The organism is Anaerocolumna sedimenticola (assembly GCF_009931695.1).
Lineage (GTDB): Bacteria > Bacillota > Clostridia > Lachnospirales > Lachnospiraceae > Anaerocolumna > Anaerocolumna sedimenticola.
The window spans coordinates 2,563,949-2,583,218 of the sequence record NZ_CP048000.1 but is presented as its reverse complement, the minus strand read 5'-3'; the positions used below and the strand labels follow the sequence as shown (position 1 = coordinate 2,583,218).

At 38.1% G+C, this 19,270-nt stretch carries 17 protein-coding genes and 1 pseudogene; 7 read left to right on the top strand and 11 right to left on the bottom strand.

Annotation, left to right across the window (positions count from 1 at the left end):
* Positions 1 to 3: 3 nt before the first annotated feature.
* Both ppsA and Ana3638_RS11320 read right to left on the bottom strand, forming a co-directional pair.
* Positions 4 to 2,649, bottom strand: a complete 2,646-nt coding sequence (gene ppsA / locus Ana3638_RS11325; protein ID WP_161838123.1) for a phosphoenolpyruvate synthase — start codon at positions 2,647 to 2,649, stop codon at positions 4 to 6.
* 174 nt (positions 2,650 to 2,823) lie between these two features.
* Positions 2,824 to 3,444, bottom strand: coding sequence for a TetR/AcrR family transcriptional regulator (locus Ana3638_RS11320; RefSeq protein ID WP_161838122.1), 621 nt, complete (start codon positions 3,442 to 3,444; stop codon positions 2,824 to 2,826).
* A 241-nt stretch (positions 3,445 to 3,685) separates the two neighbouring features.
* On the opposite strand from Ana3638_RS11320, the gene Ana3638_RS11315 reads away from it, so the two are divergent.
* Positions 3,686 to 4,354: a YoaK family protein gene (locus tag Ana3638_RS11315; protein ID WP_161838121.1), complete on the top strand. Its 669-nt coding sequence runs from the start codon at positions 3,686 to 3,688 to the stop codon at positions 4,352 to 4,354.
* A 216-nt stretch (positions 4,355 to 4,570) separates the two neighbouring features.
* Here Ana3638_RS11315 and rd read toward each other — a convergent pair whose 3' ends face one another.
* Positions 4,571 to 4,735: a rubredoxin gene (rd, locus tag Ana3638_RS11310; RefSeq protein ID WP_161838120.1), complete on the bottom strand. Its 165-nt coding sequence runs from the start codon at positions 4,733 to 4,735 to the stop codon at positions 4,571 to 4,573.
* Positions 4,736 to 5,084: 349 nt separating this feature from the next.
* Between rd and Ana3638_RS11305 the strand changes: the two genes are divergently transcribed.
* The gene (locus tag Ana3638_RS11305; protein WP_161838119.1) at positions 5,085 to 5,288 is read left to right on the top strand and encodes a hypothetical protein; all 204 of its coding nucleotides are present in this window, start codon (positions 5,085 to 5,087) and stop codon (positions 5,286 to 5,288) included.
* Between the two features lie 145 nt (positions 5,289 to 5,433).
* On the top strand, positions 5,434 to 5,934 hold the full coding sequence (locus Ana3638_RS11300; protein ID WP_161838118.1) for a GAF domain-containing protein: 501 nt from the start codon (positions 5,434 to 5,436) through the stop codon (positions 5,932 to 5,934).
* Positions 5,935 to 6,147: 213 nt separating this feature from the next.
* On the opposite strand, the gene Ana3638_RS11295 is transcribed toward Ana3638_RS11300, so the two are convergent.
* Both Ana3638_RS11295 and Ana3638_RS11290 read right to left on the bottom strand, forming a co-directional pair.
* A complete protein-coding gene (locus Ana3638_RS11295; RefSeq protein WP_161838117.1) occupies positions 6,148 to 6,819 on the bottom strand; it encodes an acyltransferase in 672 nt (223 codons plus the stop codon).
* A 186-nt stretch (positions 6,820 to 7,005) separates the two neighbouring features.
* Positions 7,006 to 9,120: a DNA topoisomerase gene (locus Ana3638_RS11290; protein ID WP_161838116.1), complete on the bottom strand. Its 2,115-nt coding sequence runs from the start codon at positions 9,118 to 9,120 to the stop codon at positions 7,006 to 7,008.
* A 552-nt stretch (positions 9,121 to 9,672) separates the two neighbouring features.
* Between Ana3638_RS11290 and Ana3638_RS11285 the strand changes: the two genes are divergently transcribed.
* The 3 genes from Ana3638_RS11285 (at position 9,673) to Ana3638_RS11275 (ending at position 11,483) form a co-directional block, all read left to right on the top strand.
* The gene (locus Ana3638_RS11285; protein ID WP_161838115.1) at positions 9,673 to 10,560 is read left to right on the top strand and encodes a DegV family protein; all 888 of its coding nucleotides are present in this window, start codon (positions 9,673 to 9,675) and stop codon (positions 10,558 to 10,560) included.
* Positions 10,561 to 10,658: 98 nt separating this feature from the next.
* On the top strand, positions 10,659 to 11,294 hold the full coding sequence (locus Ana3638_RS11280) for a lactate utilization protein (protein WP_161838114.1): 636 nt from the start codon (positions 10,659 to 10,661) through the stop codon (positions 11,292 to 11,294).
* Between the two features lie 33 nt (positions 11,295 to 11,327).
* Positions 11,328 to 11,483, top strand: coding sequence for a hypothetical protein (locus Ana3638_RS11275; protein WP_161838113.1), 156 nt, complete (start codon positions 11,328 to 11,330; stop codon positions 11,481 to 11,483).
* A 106-nt stretch (positions 11,484 to 11,589) separates the two neighbouring features.
* On the opposite strand, the gene Ana3638_RS11270 is transcribed toward Ana3638_RS11275, so the two are convergent.
* Complete coding sequence (locus tag Ana3638_RS11270) at positions 11,590 to 13,506, bottom strand: NAD(P)/FAD-dependent oxidoreductase (RefSeq protein WP_161838112.1); 1,917 nt, start codon at positions 13,504 to 13,506, stop codon at positions 11,590 to 11,592.
* A gap of 238 nt (positions 13,507 to 13,744) precedes the next feature.
* Here Ana3638_RS11270 and Ana3638_RS11265 point away from each other — a divergent pair, with 238 nt between their 5' ends.
* A complete protein-coding gene (locus Ana3638_RS11265; RefSeq protein ID WP_161838111.1) occupies positions 13,745 to 14,323 on the top strand; it encodes a TetR/AcrR family transcriptional regulator in 579 nt (192 codons plus the stop codon).
* A gap of 192 nt (positions 14,324 to 14,515) precedes the next feature.
* Here Ana3638_RS11265 and glyA read toward each other — a convergent pair whose 3' ends face one another.
* The 5 genes and pseudogenes from glyA to Ana3638_RS11245 form a co-directional block, all read right to left on the bottom strand.
* Complete coding sequence (gene glyA / locus Ana3638_RS11260; RefSeq protein ID WP_161838110.1) at positions 14,516 to 15,754, bottom strand: serine hydroxymethyltransferase; 1,239 nt, start codon at positions 15,752 to 15,754, stop codon at positions 14,516 to 14,518.
* A gap of 176 nt (positions 15,755 to 15,930) precedes the next feature.
* Positions 15,931 to 16,734, bottom strand: a complete 804-nt coding sequence (locus Ana3638_RS11255; RefSeq protein WP_161838109.1) for an alpha/beta hydrolase — start codon at positions 16,732 to 16,734, stop codon at positions 15,931 to 15,933.
* A gap of 2 nt (positions 16,735 to 16,736) precedes the next feature.
* Complete coding sequence (locus Ana3638_RS24685; protein ID WP_202621602.1) at positions 16,737 to 17,075, bottom strand: hypothetical protein; 339 nt, start codon at positions 17,073 to 17,075, stop codon at positions 16,737 to 16,739.
* Positions 17,069 to 17,524, bottom strand: a complete 456-nt coding sequence (locus Ana3638_RS24680) for an alpha/beta hydrolase (protein WP_202621601.1) — start codon at positions 17,522 to 17,524, stop codon at positions 17,069 to 17,071. Before Ana3638_RS24680 ends, Ana3638_RS24685 begins: the two co-directional genes overlap by 7 nt.
* Positions 17,525 to 17,782: 258 nt before the next feature.
* Positions 17,783 to 19,269: pseudogene (locus Ana3638_RS11245) on the bottom strand (glutamate synthase subunit beta).
* Position 19,270: the final 1 nt, after the last annotated feature.

Below are 19,270 nucleotides of genomic sequence, written 5' to 3'. Positions count from 1 at the left end.
TTTTCACGATTCCAGGATTTCCACATATCCTTTCGTGCCGTTTATTCTTATCTTTTGTCCGTCTTTGATCAGCTTAGTGGCATTTTCAACACTCACAACTGCGGGAAGACCGTATTCCCTTGCAACAACAGCGCCATGGGTCATCATTCCGCCTACTTCCGTAACCAGGCCTTTAACCGATACGAACAGCGGCGTCCAGCTGGGATCAGTAAAGGCTGTAACCAGTATATCACCCTCTTCAATGTGGGCATCTTCCAGGTTTAAAACAATACGCGCCCTGCCTTCAATGACGCCTGATGAAACAGCAATTCCAATCAAAGCGCCCTTAGGTGTTTCGCCGGTATTATACTCGCCGGTAATAATCTCACCATCGGATGTCATGACCCGGGGCGGCGTCAATTTTCCATTGACCTCGCAGTCCGCCTTTCGTTTTATGATGATACTGTAATCCAGCCGGTTTGTGCGGATAACCTCCCGCAGTTCCTCAAAGGTCAGATAATAGATATCCTCCGGTTCCTGAATCACACTTTTTTGCACCAGCAGGGCGGCTTCTTTCTTCAAAGCTTGCTTATAAACATAAAAACGTTGCATCATTGCATACATAGGGTACTCCCTGAAACCGATGAAATTACGCATAACACTGATCTTCTTCCTTGCTTTTTCCGCCTTTTGGCTGCCACCGGGCAGTTGCTGCAAACGGCTGATCAGCTCTTGTTCCTTCCGTTCTGCTTCCAAACGTTTTTGTTCAAATATAATTTGATGGGAACCCGGCTGGAAATTCTTGATATTATTAAGAATCAGGGGTGTCAGCATCGTCGGTTTTTCGGCCCATCTTGGTCTTGTAATATCGATTTCTCCCGGGCAGCGTACGCCATATTTTTTTAAGTAATCCCGTATGGAATCACCGACGGCCTTGCCCCCTTGAAGCTTCTCCAGCTCCTCAAAAAAGGTTTCATCGCCGGCATGCCGGAAATAATCCATAACAGCGGGATACTGCCGGACAACATCCGCCACATCCAAAAGTTCAAGCCCCATTTCCGCAGTGACATTGTTGTCGAGGGATTGAGTAAGGATATCAGTAACGTCATCTTCATCCAGCCATTTCTTCATATTTTTCTTAATCCAGTTGGGAGCAAAGACGCCGACAATTCCCACACCGTAATTGTCCAAAACAATAGATTTATAAGCTTCGTCCATATCCTGCAGAATAAAATCAAACAGGTCGGTTCCCGTTTTACCGCTTATCCTTTGCTCCAGATCACGAACTTGTGTTTCATGCTTGGCAAAAATTTTGTGTAAGAGACCGGCGTCATTCTCCTGTTCTATTTTTCTCGCTTGTATGAAGCCGGAAGCCACCTGCCCCATCGTGCCGCCGCTTAGGCCCATTGACGTCTTTCCCCGGGCCAGTGTTTTGATATAATCCTTCCTTTTCAGGATATTGGTGAGCGCTTTCTGTATCAGGATGTCTACCGAACCGAGACCACTGCTTACAAAAATCTTAGATGCCATCGGTGAAGCAAGCTCGTAGGATACATCCAAATACATCCTTCCTCCGGCCACGGCTACGGGACCGCTTGTAATCTTCTTTAGCCAGACAGGGAAGAAGGATATGCCTAACGGCTTCATGACATCTGTCATCATCTGTTGGTGTCCCATGGACATATAGACATGATTTTTCCCGTCATTTATATTCGGTACAGGATACAACGTAGTAATGGGACGGCTCTGTACAATATAAAATTCTCCTTTATATATGCACCATTCGATGTCCTGAGGGCACCCAAAATAGTCCTCAATCTTTCTGCCTGTTTTCTCGAGCTGCAAAATCTGCTCATCCGTCAGAGTTTGTTTATTCTGTTTCTCCGGCTCAATCTGCTGTTCCTTGGTACCGCCTTCTTTTAATGCATAGATAGCCAGTTTTTTCTTTGATATTTTTTTATCGACAATCTTTCCCTCCCGAACTTTATAAATATCAGAATCTACCAAACCTGAAACTAATGCTTCACCCAGACCGAAACTGGCATCGATAGACACAACTTTCCTATTCGATGTGATGGGGTCTGCGGTAAACATAATACCGGCTGCTTCCGGAAAAACCATTTTTTGAATGACCACCGACAGATGGACCTTATTGTGGTCGAAGCCGTACTGCATTCGGTAAATCACCGCCCGGTCCGTAAAAAGCGATGCGAAACACTTGCTGATGTGTTTTAATATGTCTTCTTTTCCGATAATGTTCAAATACGTATCCTGCTGCCCAGCAAAGGAAGCCGTTGGCAGATCCTCTGCTGTTGCACTGGAACGAACAGCATAAGCATTTTTGTCTCCCAGTTTTATAAGTTTGCGGGTAACCGCTTCATCAATCTCCTTTGTAATTTCCGCACATTCAATGACATTTCGTATCTTCCCGCTAATTTCGCTGATTCTTTCCCTGTCCTCTGATTTTAACAGTGATAACTGCTCCAGCAAAGCATTCAATTCCGGTGTTTGTCCAACGAGCTTCTTATAGGCTTCCGTGGTAACACAAAAACCTTCCGGTACCCTTATTCCGCCGATTCCGGATAGTTCCCCCAAGTTAGCACCTTTACCTCCCACCAGCCGGGTCATTGTCTTGTCGATTTCCTGAAGACCGAGTACATATGAGTCCATACCTATTCTCCTCCCAGTTTTATACATTCTATAGGATTTGTGAAACAAATAACCATAAATCATACAATTGATACAATTTAAAAATAAATCTGACCCTTAAGGCCGCTGAAGCCAAATCAAAATGGTATTCATTGGTCCGTCATACTGCTTACTATAACCTTATAAATATTTTCCTTACAAATATTTTTCCTTATAAAAGTTGTTTTTAAATAGATTGATACATTCCTCAAATTCTTTGGATAAGACATCATAGTCAATCTCAGTTTTTCCCGTCAATTTGCTTATATATCCTTCGGTAAGCCATGTAATTATTTTCATTATCAGCCCCGGATCAATACCTTCCTTAAATTTTGAGGTATTCATACCGTCAAATGTAATTCTGCTTTCCAAGTGCTCACCCTTGTCATTTTTCAGAAGTGCTTTAATCTCGTCTTTTACTTCATCATCATTTTCAAAATACACACCATTTAAAAAGCTAAGCATTGCCGGATGCTTTTTCATAACCGAAATTTTAATATTAGTTAAAAGTTTTATTCTGTCAAAAAAATCAGTAACATTTTTATCAAACTTATCATTAATTTCTTTCATAAGTAGATTGCCGCACGATTGAATTAAATATAAATATAAAGCTTTTTTTGTTCCAAAGTAATGAAATATCAAAGCTTTTGAAACACCGGCAGCAGCTGCAATATCACTTATTGATGCTTTTTTATAACCGTTAGTGCCAAAGCAAGTTAAGGCAGCATTAATAATAGTATTTTGTTTTTCTATGGATAAGCTTAAAAATTTCTCCACCGGACCACCTCACAAACAGTATTAACCGAATCGGTTAATACTAAAATAGCATATTTAACCGATTCGGTCAATAGGTTTGATAATTTATTATAATCTATGGATAAAAATCAGGGGTAACTGATAAATATCTCATCGTTTTGTCAATTACTTTCATATACCTGTTGTGATACAATTTTCTATATCATAATCTCATGTATTATTAAATAATCTACTCACATTATCCATATGAAAGGCTGTTGTTATGAAAAATATAAATCAAAAACATATGTCAGACTCGTTTTATCTCGGATTGCTGTTAGCCCTGGTCGGAGGATTTTTAGATGCATATACCTACGTATTAAGGGGAAAAGTTTTTGCTAATGCACAAACCGGTAATATTGTATTATTGGGCCTTGCCATAGCAGATGGAAAAATCGGACATGCCCTTTCTTATCTGATTCCCATATTATCATTTATTTTTGGTATCATTCTATCGAATATAATAGAGAAAGTTTATAAAGAAAATAATAGACTACATTGGCGTCAGATCACTGTTTTGGCAGAAATATTTGTACTTTTGATTGTTGGATTTTTACCACTTGGCAGCTTGAATATGCTTGCCAACATTTTGATTTCTTTTGTGTGTTCGATTCAGGTGGAAAGTTTTAGAAGAATGAATCATTTAGCCTACGCTTCAACCATGTGTACCGGAAATTTACGATCCGGTACGGAACAGCTTTATCAATATATCCTTACTAAGGATATAGAAGCCAGAAATAAATTTCTGCAATATTATGCAGTAATTTTCTTATTTATCCTTGGTGCAATTGCAGGAATGGAGTTCAGCAAATACCTTGGCATACAGGCCGTATGGTTTTGCTGTATTATTTTAGCCATAATATTTATCATGATGATAGAAAAAGAAAAATAATAAAGCTATTATTTCACTGGTGGAGGAATTATACTTTGAAAATAATAATTGAATAAAATATTAGAGGAAGAATAGTGGTTTATGTCGCCAAGAATCTGAATTACAATACCCTATTGCAAGTTTCCGAAGAAATTTCAGATACAATAGGAATACCCTGTATACTGTTACAATCTTTCTTCACAGCTTACAGGGTATTTTAAACTAATTTTTGATCTTCTATTCGTTATATTCCTCAAATTCATCCTTACCAACACCACATACCGGGCATACCCAGTCTTCCGGAACATTTTCAAACGGTGTTCCAGCTGCAACTCCATTATCCGGATCGCCTTCTTCAGGATCATAAATATAACCACATACCGAACATATATATTTTTTCATAATTTACACCCTTATATAACATATCTACGGGTAGATGCGTTACTGCCACACAATAAAATGTGAAACAAGTTTCACTGGTTGAAAGAATCTAATGTGGCATACCTTTCTTCTATTATATTTTCTTTCAGCCATCCTGTCATGCTGCCGTATAGGCGCATTTCTTCACACTTATCTCCTTTTTACATATCTTGGTTTATTTTATCCATCATGAAAAGAATTTATGCAAAAAATAATTCATATTTTAGTTTTCATAATTTTTTTGAACTATCCATACTATTTATGTAACTATATAAAATTTATTTCCCAAAACCAAAATAATTTCTTTTTTATGACAGAAATGGAGGTATTTATGGAAAAAAATTATGTTAACGGAAATGGTATTCCTTTAGGATTCGGTATGGCTCTGGCACAGAATAGTGAAGCTATGGATTATTTTTCCTCCCTGGATGATCAGAAAAAACAGGAGGTCATTGATAATTGCCACGGCGTTCGTTCTAAAAATGAAATGCGGCAGTATGTTTCCAGTCTGGCGGAGGGGAATAGTTTTAGATAGTTGAAGTATCCGTCTTTTTAGGATATACTAATTTAAGATTAGAAGAAGAGATTGCTGCAGTAACTGCTTTATTTTTTTCAACAAGAGTCTGCAGCAGCCTCTCGCAAATGCTTACCTGTTATTTTTTATAAAAGGAGAATTAAAAATGCAAGAAATAAACAGTATATATCCAACAGATAAAAAAGAATGTTATAAACTCATCCTAGCACAGTTAAAATCTTTATTAGAGGATGAACCTTATGTAATACCAAATCTCAGTAATACCTCCGCCCTATTAAACGGCGCTCTGACAGATATAAACTGGGTAGGTTTTTATTTATTACATAACAATGAGCTTTTATTAGGACCCTTCCAGGGAAAAACCGCCTGTGTTCACATTCCCATCGGAAAAGGAGTCTGCGGAACAGCTGTCCAAAAAGATGCAATTCAGTTAGTGAAAGATGTACATGAATTTCCCGGACATATCGCCTGTGACAGCGCTTCCCGTTCCGAGATAGTTATTCCTATTCATTATAATGGACAAATTGTTGGAGTACTGGATATTGACAGTCCATTTATCGCAAGATTTGATTCTGTTGACCAGGAAGGTCTGTCAGAGCTGGTAAACATTCTGGAGATTGCATGTGACTGGGCAAATGTGAGGTGATGTTTTGTTCAAAATCACAGGTCTATTAAAGCCGACAGAAACAAATCCATTTACCGGTTATAGATTATATTCCACTAAACAAATTTAAATATGTAAAAAAACCAGGAGACGACTTGACCGTTTCCTGGTTTTTCCAATATTAATGTTAAGCTACTGATCTTAAACCAAACGGTCGGTCGGCTGGTTTGATTTAAATACTTTCTAACTTAATAATTATTTATTCATTGCAACTATTTCACCCTGTTTTTTATAGATACTATTAGAAGGTACAAATCCTCTGACCATGGACAAAGGATAGACATGGGCTCCTCTTCCTATTACGGTTCCCGGATTCATTACGGTGTTACAGCCGATTTCCACATGATCTCCAAGTAAAGCTCCTACTTTTTTTAATCCGGTTTCGACTTTATCACTGTTGTATTTTATGGTTACAAGTGTTTTATCCGATTTAACATTAGAAGTGATTGAGCCTGCTCCCATATGGGATTTATAACCTAAAACGGAATCCCCTACGTAGTTATAATGGGGTACCTGTACTTTATTAAAAAGGATGGTATTTTTCAGCTCAGTAGAATTGCCAACAACAGCACCCTCCCCAACAATTACATTGCCCCTTATAAAAGCACAGTGACGAATTTCAGCTTCTTTCCCAATAATAACAGGTCCGTTAATAGATGCGGTTGGGGCTACTTTAGCTGTTTTGGCTATCCAAACGTTATCTCCTGCTTTATCATATTCATCGGCAGATAACTTTTTACCTAATTCCAGTATGTAACTTCCTATCTCCGGTAATACTTCCCAGGGGTATTTGAATCTTTCCATAAGGGATGCAGCAATTGTCTGTGTTAAATCATAATTATTTTTAATTTCCATATCTTCGTACATAAAACACTCCTATCCACGCAATTATTGCCTACATATTTATATTTTTCTGTCTTGCTGTAATTATACCGTTTGTTTGTAATATATTACTATACGATATATTCATTCACTAAGACATAAATTAACACATTTAATCATTAGCGGCATTATATTCTTTCCTAGTAATAATTTGTAATACCTAATAATTACTTACTTCTTATAATTTCCGACAATTTCATTAAAGCAATTATTCAGAATATATTGGTTATTTAATCCCTTTACACCGTTGGTCATACGGCTGACGAATCCTTCCAGTTTCTCCATATATTCTTCCTTGGTAATGGTTCCCTCAGCTACCATAGTAAGCCCTTTTTCCCAGCTGGCGGTTAATTCCGCATTCAAAAGAGACTTAATAGATGAATTCACAACATCATATACCATTTCACCTAAGAGAGCCGGGGTTATAATCTGGGTTTTCTTATTCAGATTCAGATAATCAATCTTCACCAACTTATTTAATATTTCTGCACGGGTCGCACTGGTACCGATACCGCTGCCTTTAATTTGGGCTCTAAGTTCTTCATCTTCGATTAATTGTCCGGCATTTTCCATAGCTAAAATCATGGAACCGGAATTATAACGTTTCGGCGGTGCTGTTTCACCTTCTTTAATAATCATGGACCTTACCGGAAGTAACATTCCCTTCTTTAAGTTCTTGATCACCTCAAAAAAGCTCATATCAAATTCTTCCTCTTCGCCGTTTCCGGAACCGTTATCTCTCAGATCCTGATTGGCAGAATTATTATTTCCCTCAGTGGTTGCTTTTTTCCGGTTGAAAGAATTCTCCGTTACTTTAAGGTATCCCTCTTCCACTAATATTTTAAAGGAAGAAAAGAAACATTCACTTTTCATTTTCGTTATCAGATTGATTTTCTGATATACGGCAGGAGGATAAAAAATACTTAAGAATCTTCTGACAATCGTCTCATATACCTTAGAACTGGTAGCTGAGAGTGAATTTAATGCATTTAACCCCTGTCCGGTAGGTATAATTGCATAATGGTCCGTTATCTGTTTATCATTAACATATCTGGTTTTTGCTATATTTTTATAGGTACCTTTGCTTAATATCTCAGAGGCATAATCCTTGCCATGTATGTAACCGCGTAACCCCCCGATATTTTTATGTATCTCTTTGCTGACTGCCGTTGATAAAACTCTGGCATCCGTTCTGGGGTAAGTCACAAGTTTCTTTTCATATAACTCCTGGGTTATTTTAAGGGTTTCATCGGGACTGATTTTAAATAATTTGGAACACTCATTCTGAAGCTCGGCCAGATTAAATAACAACGGTGGATTTTTATTTTCTTTTTTCTTTTCCATGCTGACGATTTCAGCTGTAATCTGTTCCTCCGGCAAAATAGTATCAACAAAACTATTTTTACCGTTTTCCTGCCGTTCGGTTAATCGGGGTTCCCGGTTCAGCAATACTTCCACTAAACCTTCCGCATCTTTTCTTTCTTTAAAACCATTTTCTTTATATAATAAGGGGGAAGCAAAATATTTAGAACCTTCTATTGCCCTGAATTCCCCATCAAAAGTTCTCCCCGATGATTCTAAAGTATTGAGTACACGATAAAACGGAGTTTTTACAAATTCTCTGATCTCCCGCTCTCTTCTTACTACCATTCCCAGTACACAGGTCATAACCCGTCCGACGGAGATGGCCGACCGTTTTCCGTTTCCCAGGTAGTTTGTAATGTTCTGCCCATACTTTAAAGTAAGGATTCTGGAGAAATTAATACCCATGAGATAATCCTCTTTTGCTCTCAAATAAGCGGCATCCGATAAATTATCATATTCTGTCAGTAATTTTGCTTCTTTAATTCCTCTTAAAATCTCTTCTTCCGTCTGGGAATCAATCCATACCCTGCGTTTTTCTTTAATAACAGGAACTTTTGCCATTTGATCTACAAGGCGGTAGATATATTCTCCTTCTCTTCCGGAGTCGGTGCAGACATAAATCTTATCCACATCAGAGCGGTTCAGCAGGGTTTTTACGATGTTAAACTGCTTGTTAACTGCCGGTATAACTTCATATCGAAATTCCCGTGGCAGGAATGGCAACGTCTCAAGTGTCCATCTTTTTAATGCCGGATCGTAGCTTTCCGGATAACTCATTGTAACCAGATGTCCTACACACCAGGTTACAATGGAATGATCGGATTCCATATATCCGTCCTGCTTCTTAAAAGCATCTTTTAAGGCTTTAGCAAATTCCTGTGCCACACTGGGTTTTTCCGAAATGTATAAACTTTTAGACATGTATCTATCCAACTTTCTTAAATGAAACTGCTATTCATCTGCCTGGTCAGTTACATTATAAATATTATTTTCCACTGGTAATTACAGCATCTTCAATATTTAGAAAGTGATTTCTCAATACATTGTTGAAGATGATTTCTCAATACATTGTTATTTCTATTTTTATTATGTACTTTTTTGTGGCAGTAATAATCATAACATAAGAAGTGCGCCAGTGTCAAAATTTCTTAGGAAGAAATTAAATTATAAACTCAGGCTTTCTGAATTGTTACGGTTTATTTAATTTAAATCTTAGCTGTGTCTACTCCTGTTTTATTCACTATAAGTATCTATCATATTCAAACTTGGCATGCACTGGGAAATTACTGTAATAAATTAGTTTATTTGTCTTATTTGAACGAAATACCTCTCATCTATGCCAACCTGTAAAATATACTCCATGCGCTGCTCTCTCCATCACTCCCTTTCACACACCAGCCCATTTTCTGCTGTACATTTTTAATGGAATTCGATATAATGTTTACTAGAAAATATATTTACAAGGAGAGAAATATGCGTGATTATCATATATTCAGCGACTCATCTTGCGATACACCGGAAGAATTGCTTAGCATACATAATATAACCTTAGTACCCTTTTATGTTACTTTCGACCAGGAGAATTACTTTAAGGAAAATACAGAAATTACCAATCAAAAATTCTACGATGTGCTTATGAATCAGAAGGTATTTCCCAAGACATCCCTGCCCAGTGTTCAGGATTATATCAATTATTTTGAACCGGTTATCCTGGAGAATAAAGATATATTATGCCTCTGCTTAACACAAAAATTCAGCGGTTCTTATCAATCAGCAGTGAATGCAAAGCTGATTCTTAACGAAAAATACCCGGATGCAAAGATATCCATTATTGATTCCATCCAGGCCACTGCCGGACAGGGAATTGTTTTAATGCAGGCTGTATATATGAAAGAGGCAGGATATACCCTGGAAGAAACTGAAAACCGTATTAATGAGATTAAACCTACTGCCAGAATCATGTTTACGGTAGATACTTTGGAATATTTGGCAAAAGGAGGCAGAATTGGAAAGGTAACATCCCTTGCAGGAACCATGCTGAATTTAAAACCTATGATTCAGTTAAAAGATGCTGAATTAATCCCATACTCTAATGTAAGGGGCCGTAAGAAAGCGATTCAGAAGATATTGGATATGACGGAAGAATATTTTACGGAAACCGGAGAAAAATACGAGGATTATGACTTCTGCCTTGTCAATGCCACAACACTGGAGGATACCAATTTCGTCCAGTCCCAGTTAGAAGGATTAATCGGACGTAAGATAACCTATCCCGTATTTCAAATCGGTGTAACCATTGGAACATATACTGGCCCGGGGGCTGTAGGAGTATGTTTTATCAGAAAATATAATGCAAAATAACCGCGGTATACTTTTTAATATTCTATATTCAGATATTCAGGATTTAAGTGTCGATTATGACACTTAAATCCTATCTGCAATAATTAAGGAGGGGTTATATGACACCTAAAAAACAATATTATGAAAATCTTGCTGACAGCTTAATCGAGAAATTTAATTTAAGGGGAATTGAAGGATATTACTGTGAAAATGCCGAAGATGCTGTGATTATGGCGAAACGATTCCTTACTCCGGAATGTTCTGTTTCCTGGGGCGGTTCTGAAACGATCGAAGAAATCGGATTGATTCCGGAACTAAAGGCTTCGGATTACATATTATATGACAGATCATCTGCTAAAACCCCGGAAGAAAGAACTGCAATGTACAGTAAAATTGTAACTTCCGATTATTTTTTCATGAGTTCTAATGCCATTACATTAGATGGCCAGTTAGTTAATATCGATGCCGGCGGTAACCGGGTAGCCTGTCTGATTGCCGGTCCCAAAAATGTGATAATTATAGCAGGTATGAATAAAATTGTAACGGATGTTAACACTGGTATTGAACGGGTCCGCAATATGGCTGCCCCTCCTAATGTCGTCAGACTTGGCTTACATACTCCCTGTGCAGAACTGGGAAGATGCGCTAATTGTTTATCGGAGGATTGCATTTGCTGTGAAATCGTTATAACCAGAAAGTCCAAAATCCCCGGCCGAATCAAAGTCATCCTGGTGGGTGAAGAACTTGGTTATTAATAGGTGCTTAAGAGTGCAAAGGAGGTAAGATACATGTGTAAAAATAGTATACAGGAACCAGCCGAGAGCGGCGTGTCTGTTAAAATTGATGTTACTAAAATAGTGAAATATGTCTGTATAGCAGGGGTAGTTATTGTTGCTATCATATTTACAACTAAATGCATAAGCAAAATATTGAATAATAATTAGTTAATTTATTAGCAAAAAGGCCAGCCAAAGAAATAGATATTTCCAGATATCTTATTACTTTTTGACTGACCTTTTTAATAATTAGTTTAAGAATTTGAACATTAAATTATTTCATTACTCGAATTGTATGATATCCTTCATGTACCGCAGTCAGGATTTTTCTTGGAGCTTCTGCATCTCCTACAACAGTTAAATCATCCACTATACCTTCAAGCACACTTTCTAATTGGTTATTTGGGCGATAACCTGCTGCTATAATTACGGTATCACAATCAATTGATAATTCCTGTCCGTCTTTCGTATAGGTAACGCGGTTTGGAGTTATTTTTGTAACTTTGGCACCGCCTACAACACCAATATTTCTCTCTTTAATCATTGTTCTTAATGCCTGATCATTATTTAAGCAATGGTCTGCTATTGCTAAAATATCGCTAAGCATTTCAACAATTGTTACTTCTTTTGCTGTTTCTTTCATATAAGCAGCTGTTTCACAGCCCACTAATCCTCCACCGATAACAACTACTTTCTTTCCCGGTTTTTTATGACCCAATAAGTAATCACCGGATGGAGCTGCCGTTTCTATACCCTCAATAGGAGGCATAAAAGGAGTTGAACCTGCTGCCAGTACCACTTTATCATATCTGCCTGCGGATACTGCTTCTGCGGTAGCCTCTTTATTCAGTTTTACGTTAACACCAAGTTTTAAAACCTGACGTTCCATATAAGTAATTAATCTAAGTACGTCATGCTTAAAGGTAGGAAGACCTGCTGCCCATAAGTTTCCGCCTAAACGGGATGTTTTCTCCCACAATTCCACATCAAAACCACGTCTGGCCGCTGCGATTGCCGCAGACATTCCTCCAGGGCCACCTCCAATTACTAACACGGATTTCTTAATGCCATGTACATCGGGAAGAGGGTAATCATCCTCCGCATAACATAAAGGATTAACAGCACAGTAATAATGTTTACCGGAAAATCCTGCAAGTAAGCACTCATTACAACCAATACAAGGAACGATATCCATAGTATTGCCAGCCTTTACTTTGTCTGCCCAATATGGATCTGCTAACATCTGATGTCCCAATACTATATAATCCGTCTTGCCTTCCGCTACTGCTCTTTCCGCTTTTTCCGGATCAAACATTTTACCTTGGCCAAGCACAGGGACAGAAACGGTTTTCTTTATAGCCTCAACCACATCCATTTGATGTTCTTCTTTTTCATATACCGTAGAGATTGCTTTATGCCAAGCTTCATAACAGCCGACATCAACATGCAGCGCATCAACATTCGCCTCCTCCAGTATTTTAGCCATTTCTAACCCTTCGTCTAATTCACGTCCTCCCTCAACACGGTGAACTGGTGTGAATTTAACTAATATCGGAAATTTAGGACCAACGTTTTTACGAATAGCCGCTATACATTCCAAAGTGAATCTCATACGATTTCTTAATTCTCCGCCATATTCGTCAGTACGAGTATTCCATTGTTTTGAGTGAAATTGATCTAAAAGATAACCACCGTAAGCGTGTAATTCTACTGCATCCGCTCCAGCCATTTTAGCAAGGCTGGCAGAATAACCCAACTTTTCTACAATATCCAGAATCTCTTCTTTTGAAAATGGTTTACATCTCAAATTAGGAAACCAAAATGCGGTACATTCACTTGCTGAATACGGCGGTGTAAATGGATCTGTAAATTGTTGACGTCCGAGTCCTGGTGAAATCTGAACACAGACTTTAGCACCATGATGGTGACATCTTTCAATTAACATATTTAGTCGTTCCACATGATGAAAATTACTAAGTTCTGTACAGGGACGAGGCTCATATTTTGTAGTAACAACATTAGCTCCGGTAATTATCAGACCTGTCCCGCCTTTTGCACGTTCTTCAAAATAGCGGATACCTTCCGAACAATAAGATCCATCTGACTCCCCTGTTGTTCCCATAGGTCCCATAACGATACGGTTTTTAAGTTTCATGCTTCCGATTTGAGTTTTTTCAAATAGCTTTGACATGGTATTCTCCTTATTATGTATTTGCTAATCTTCCTGTTTCGGTTCACTCTACGGTTAGTAAAATATAATTTATGAGGACTTTTGTCGGGCAAATTATAACATATTACCTCGGTCATATATTATATTACCGTAGTAATATAATATCACTTTGTTATTTACTTGTCAATGTAGATTTTATGTATTTATTATGCTATGATGTATCTATGATTACATATATAAAATGTAACTGGAGGAAACCATGTCAAATATAACAACAAAAGATTTTATTATTGAAACTGCTAATCAGTTATTTTTGGAAAAAGGATATCAAAATGTAACTGTTGTAGATATTTGTGAGGCCTGTAAGATTTCAAAAACAACTTTTTATTATCATCTAAAATCAAAAGAGGATATAATACTGCATTTTTATGATTCAGTGACACATAATATAAGCCTGTATCTATTGACAATTTTAACCAAGGACAATTATTGGGATCAGCTTTTGATATGTTTTGAATCCCTTGTAAAAGAGGCCAGTAAATTTGGTACCGATTTTTTAAGTCAAATGATGATCAGTAATTTGAAAGAAGATTATGGAAGTTATGATTTAAGAAGTGAATTAACAGATATAGCCGTAATGATCATAAAAAAGGGACAGGCATCCGGACAAATCCGAAATAAAAATGATGCCTTGGAATTATATAAAGCATCTGCTTATACATTTTTAGGACATGAAGTTACCTGGTGCATAAAAAAGGGAAAATTTGATTGGTCAAAAGAAATCCGGACAGCCTTGGAAAATATTTATGATGTTATACCGGAATTAAGAAAACAATAACACAGTGGTAATCCAAGCACAGTATTTTATTTCTCTAGAAACGAATTCCTGCATACTAATGACTTTAGTGTCCGGCAGATACCTTTAAAGAAAAAGAACGTATTGTAACCTAACCTATCAAGTTGGTTTTCAACACGTCCTTTTTATTCGAAAGCAAAGGGAGTAATTACAGTTTATAGGAATCTATACATTTTAATACAAAGGATAATTATTGGTTAATGTTTTTACTAAATCCATTGCTTTTGCTTTATTTGCATTTACATCTTCAATCAGCATAGCAATTGCTTCCGCTATCACATCCATATCGGCCGTATTCATCCCCCTCGTTGTTACTGCAGGAGTTCCTAAACGGATACCACTGGTTACAAAAGGAGATGCCGGATCATTAGGTACCGTATTCTTATTACAGGTAATATTGGCAGCATCCAATAATTTTTCCGTTTCCTTACCGGTTACCCCTTTGTTCTGAAGATCAACTAACATCAAGTGATTATCTGTTCCGCCGGATACTATGTTAAATCCTCTTTTCATTAAACCGCTGCAAAGAGCCTGGGCATTGTCCACAATTCTACCCGCATATTTTTTAAATTCCGGATCTAAGGCTTCCTTAAAACAAACCGCTTTCGCTGCAATTACATGCATTAAAGGGCCGCCCTGAATACCAGGGAAGATTGCTTTATTTAATTTATATTCATCCGCAAATTCAGCACTGGATAAAATCATACCGCCTCTGGGACCTCTTAAAGTCTTATGCGTTGTGGTAGTTGTTACATGAGCATAAGGAATTGGGCTTTCATGATAACCGGTTGCTACCAGTCCTGCAATGTGAGCCATATCAACCATGAGAAAAGCTCCGACTTCATCTGCTATCTCTCTAAACTTCTTAAAATCTATCTTTCTAGCATAGGCACTTGCACCTGCTACAATTAATTTAGGTTTACATTCCAAGGCTTTTTTTCTTACTTCGTCATAGTCAATAAAACCTTCTTCATTTACACCATAAGGTACGATTTTATAATAGCTGCCTGACATATTTACCGGACTTCCGTGGGTTAAATGGCCACCGTGTGCCAGATTCATACCCATTACGGTTTCACCCGGTTTAACCAGTGCGAAAAAGACTGCCATATTAGCCTGTGCACCGGAATGAGGCTGAACATTAGCATAAGTACATCCAAACAGTTGTTTTGCACGTTCTATTGCCAGATTCTCAGCTATGTCCACATATTCACAACCGCCGTAATATCTTTTACCCGGATAACCTTCTGCATATTTATTCGTCAGAGGACTTCCCATAGCTGCCATAACAGCCTTACTTACAAAGTTTTCAGAAGCAATTAATTCAATATGATCATTCTGTCTTCCAATTTCTTTTTCCATCGCTTCTGCTAATTCAGGATCAAATACCTTAATCTCTTCAAATGAATACATTATTTTACCTCCATTGACATTTTACCAGTAGTATAACACAAAATATATAATAATAAAAGTTATAATCACATCCCTCACTGATAAGCTATACTTATAAAACAAATAAACTTACATTATTCTGAATGGTTATAAAACAAATTCATTAGGACCAGGATATTATTAATTCAGACTTATCATTATCTAAGGTTAGGCTTTAACCATTCCAGATATTTCTGAATCCATTCATCCCAGAATTCCCAGGTATGTGCTCCGGGACCTTCCAGATAAATATAATCATAATTCGTATTTTTAAACCAATCCGCAGTAACTCTGGCATTCTCCACTAAAAAATCTTCATTTCCGCAGGCATGGAAAATCTTCGGTAGAGTTTTCTCTTCTTTTATATTTTTTTCTGCCAGATAAAATAAATCATGTTCCGTATTTTTTAATTGCAGCATATCTTCCACACCAAAAATAAGCATATTTCGTTTAATCCGATCAGCACTTAACATGGTTCCTGTTTCTTTCCTTACATCCCGGTAACTGAAATTACCGGCGGAAAAACAACCGATGGCCGAATAACTTTCCGGTTTTGTCAAACCAATTTTCATTGCTCCGTATCCGCCCATGGACAAGCCGCACACAAAGTTATCTTCACGCCGGTCTGAAATCGGGAAAAAACCCCGCATAATTTCCGGTAATTCTTCCGCTATATAATCAAAATAACGTGGCCCGTAAGCCATATTCGTATAGTAACTTAATCCGGCCCCCGGCATCACGACTGCCAGACCTAAATCTGCTACATATCTTTCTATAGAGGTTCTTCTCTGCCAGATTGTATGATCGTCACTCGCTCCGTGCAGCAGCCAAAGTACGGGATATTTGGACCTGGTATCACTGCCTTCCATACCAATTCCCTGCGTTTTCTGAGGCAGGATAACATCTGCTTCACAGCAAAGTCCTAATACATTAGAGAAAAAATCAACATGCATTAATGCCATAACTATTTACCTCCTTTTTCATTTGCCTTAATCGGAAGCCACTCTATAATCCTCCTGATATTCCGGTCCCAGTAAGCCCATTCATGGATCCCCGGCTCTTCATGATAGGTTAAATCAATCCGGTCTCTGAATCTGTCTCTGAATGCAACATTCATGGGATAGAGAAAATCTTCAGTACCGCAGGTCATATAAAATTTTGGCATCTGTTTACCGGAGGCTATTAACTGTTCCATCTGAAAGGGAAGATCATTGATACTTCCGGTCACTTCCTCTTTCGTACCATAAATTAACTGAAACTGCTCATTTAAATCCTGGTCATACCAGGATACGGGATCTACCATACCGGACAGACTGGCTGCTGCCGCAAAGCGCTCGGACACATAATACCTAATTTCATAGTGCCAAAACCTCCCATGGACAGACCTGCCACAAAGGTATCTTTTCTTTGCGTACTTAACCCCGGGAAAAATTCATGAACTAATTCAAATATTTCTTTACTGAAAAACTGCCAAAAGTCATACCCATATTTCATATCTGCATAAAAACCCAAATCCGTAGCCGGCATAACAACTGCCAGTCCTTTTTCTACCGCATACCGTTCTATGGAAGTTCTGCGTTGCCAGATGGTATGATCATCGCTTGCTCCGTGTAAAAGATAAAGTACCGGAATCTTTTCTTCCCTTTCCATTCCTTCCTGCCCTATGCCATTGGATTTCTGAGGCATTATGACATCCATGGAACGCTGCATTCCCAATGTCTGAGAATAAAAATTAACATGTATTAGTGCCATAGTTTTGTCCTCCTTTGCTCTATTGAGTACTCTCTATTATTATTCTTATATTATCATGTATTTTCAAACTCAACAATTATATATTTCATTTTTTATGATTCTCGTTTCTCGCCGATTTCATGTTTTTCCTGTACTCCTTTTTGTAGTTAATGAAAATGCAGCCGGTTTTCCTAAACCCTTTTGGGTTCTAGCGGCAGGTGTAAAAACGGAGCATGGCCGGTGAGCCATACTCCGTTTTTTTATTCGTTTATCCGGTTATTATTCCAGATTGGTATATCCCATCAAATGTTCATCCACCGCTTTAGCTACCTCACGGCCTTCTCTGATAGCCCATACTACCAGTGACTGGCCTCTGTGCATATCTCCGGTTACAAAGATATGCTCTGCGCTGGTCTGATATTTGCCTTCTTCCGTCTGTACATTCGTTCTGGTATTTAATTCAACGCCAAATGCTTTGGCAACATAATTCTCTGTTCCTAAGAATCCGGCTGCTATAAATACTAAATCCACATCTATTTCATATTCACTGCCGGGATTTCGTCCATTTGATATCTCTTTGTATCTTCATGGTATTTACTTTCCAGCTTAACAATTTTGGCTTTGATCAGATTGCCGTCTTTATCAGCAATGAACTCCTTAACCGTTGACTGATATACTCTCGGGTCATGGCCGAATACGGCTATTGCTTCTTCCTGTCCGTAATCCGTCTTGCAGACTTTCGGCCATTCCGGCCATGGATTGTCTTCGCTTCTTGTATTCGGAAGTTTCGGCATCATTTCCAATTGAACGACTGATTTTGCTCCCTGTCTTACGGAAGTACCGACACAGTCATTACCGGTATCACCGCCGCCGATTACAAGTACATTCTTATCTTTTGCATTGACGAAAGTCTTGTCTTCAAAATTAGAGTCGAGTAAGCTTTTGGTAACTCCCTTAAGAAAATCTACCGCAAAATAGATTCCCTTGGAATCTCTGCCGGGCACTTTAATATCTCTTGGATTGGATGCACCGCAGGCTAGGATAATACGGTCATATTCTTTTTTCATTTTTGAAGCATTATAATTCTTACCCACATCGGCATTGGTTACAAAAGTTACACCTTCTTGTTTCATAAGGTCAATCTTACGGTCAATAATGTGTTTCTCTAATTTCATATTTGGTATACCATACATTAATAACCCGCCGATACGATCGGAACGTTCAAATACGGTTACGGAGTGTCCGCGTTTATTTAACTGGTCCGCGGCCGCAAGTCCGGAGGGACCGGATCCGATTACAGCTATTTTCTTACCGGTTCTGACCTTTGGTGGTTCCGGTTTAATGAAACCTGCTTCGTATCCGTTTTCAATGATACCCAATTCATTTTCTTTTATGGCTACCGGGTTGGTAGCTACATTACAGGTACATGCAGGCTCACAGGGCGCCGGACATACTCTTCCTGTAAATTCAGGAAAATTATTTGTTTTAAACAGGCGGTTTAGGGCCATCTGCATATTGCCGTTATAGATTAAATCATTCCATTCCGGAATTAAATTATTTAAAGGACATCCGGAAGTCATTCCACCTATCATAATACCGGATTGACAGAAAGGTACACCGCAATCCATACATCTGGCTCCCTGAATTTTACGTTCTTCTTTTGGTAAAGGTATATGAAATTCATTAAAGTTCTTAATTCTATCTTTCGGCTTTTCAGCACGGCTTTCTTTTCTTTCATAATCCATAAATCCTGTTGGTTTTCCCATC

Excerpts from the sequence above, each read along its gene's own strand:
- ppsA (WP_161838123.1), bottom strand. The coding sequence starts at position 2,649 with ATGGACTCATATGTACTCGGTCTTCAGGAAATCGACAAGACAATGACC.
- Ana3638_RS11315 (WP_161838121.1), top strand. The coding sequence starts at position 3,686 with ATGAAAAATATAAATCAAAAACATATGTCAGACTCGTTTTATCTCGGA.
- rd (WP_161838120.1), bottom strand. The coding sequence starts at position 4,735 with ATGAAAAAATATATATGTTCGGTATGTGGTTATATTTATGATCCTGAA.
- Ana3638_RS11305 (WP_161838119.1), top strand. The coding sequence starts at position 5,085 with ATGGAAAAAAATTATGTTAACGGAAATGGTATTCCTTTAGGATTCGGT.
- Ana3638_RS11300 (WP_161838118.1), top strand. The coding sequence starts at position 5,434 with ATGCAAGAAATAAACAGTATATATCCAACAGATAAAAAAGAATGTTAT.
- Ana3638_RS11295 (WP_161838117.1), bottom strand. The coding sequence starts at position 6,819 with ATGTACGAAGATATGGAAATTAAAAATAATTATGATTTAACACAGACA.
- Ana3638_RS11290 (WP_161838116.1), bottom strand. The coding sequence starts at position 9,120 with ATGTCTAAAAGTTTATACATTTCGGAAAAACCCAGTGTGGCACAGGAA.
- Ana3638_RS11285 (WP_161838115.1), top strand. The coding sequence starts at position 9,673 with ATGCGTGATTATCATATATTCAGCGACTCATCTTGCGATACACCGGAA.
- Ana3638_RS11280 (WP_161838114.1), top strand. The coding sequence starts at position 10,659 with ATGACACCTAAAAAACAATATTATGAAAATCTTGCTGACAGCTTAATC.
- Ana3638_RS11275 (WP_161838113.1), top strand. The coding sequence starts at position 11,328 with ATGTGTAAAAATAGTATACAGGAACCAGCCGAGAGCGGCGTGTCTGTT.
- Ana3638_RS11270 (WP_161838112.1), bottom strand. The coding sequence starts at position 13,506 with ATGTCAAAGCTATTTGAAAAAACTCAAATCGGAAGCATGAAACTTAAA.
- Ana3638_RS11265 (WP_161838111.1), top strand. The coding sequence starts at position 13,745 with ATGTCAAATATAACAACAAAAGATTTTATTATTGAAACTGCTAATCAG.
- glyA (WP_161838110.1), bottom strand. The coding sequence starts at position 15,754 with ATGTATTCATTTGAAGAGATTAAGGTATTTGATCCTGAATTAGCAGAA.
- Ana3638_RS11255 (WP_161838109.1), bottom strand. The coding sequence starts at position 16,734 with ATGGCATTAATGCATGTTGATTTTTTCTCTAATGTATTAGGACTTTGC.
- Ana3638_RS24685 (WP_202621602.1), bottom strand. The coding sequence starts at position 17,075 with ATGGTAGATCCCGTATCCTGGTATGACCAGGATTTAAATGAGCAGTTT.
- Ana3638_RS24680 (WP_202621601.1), bottom strand. The coding sequence starts at position 17,524 with ATGGCACTAATACATGTTAATTTTTATTCTCAGACATTGGGAATGCAG.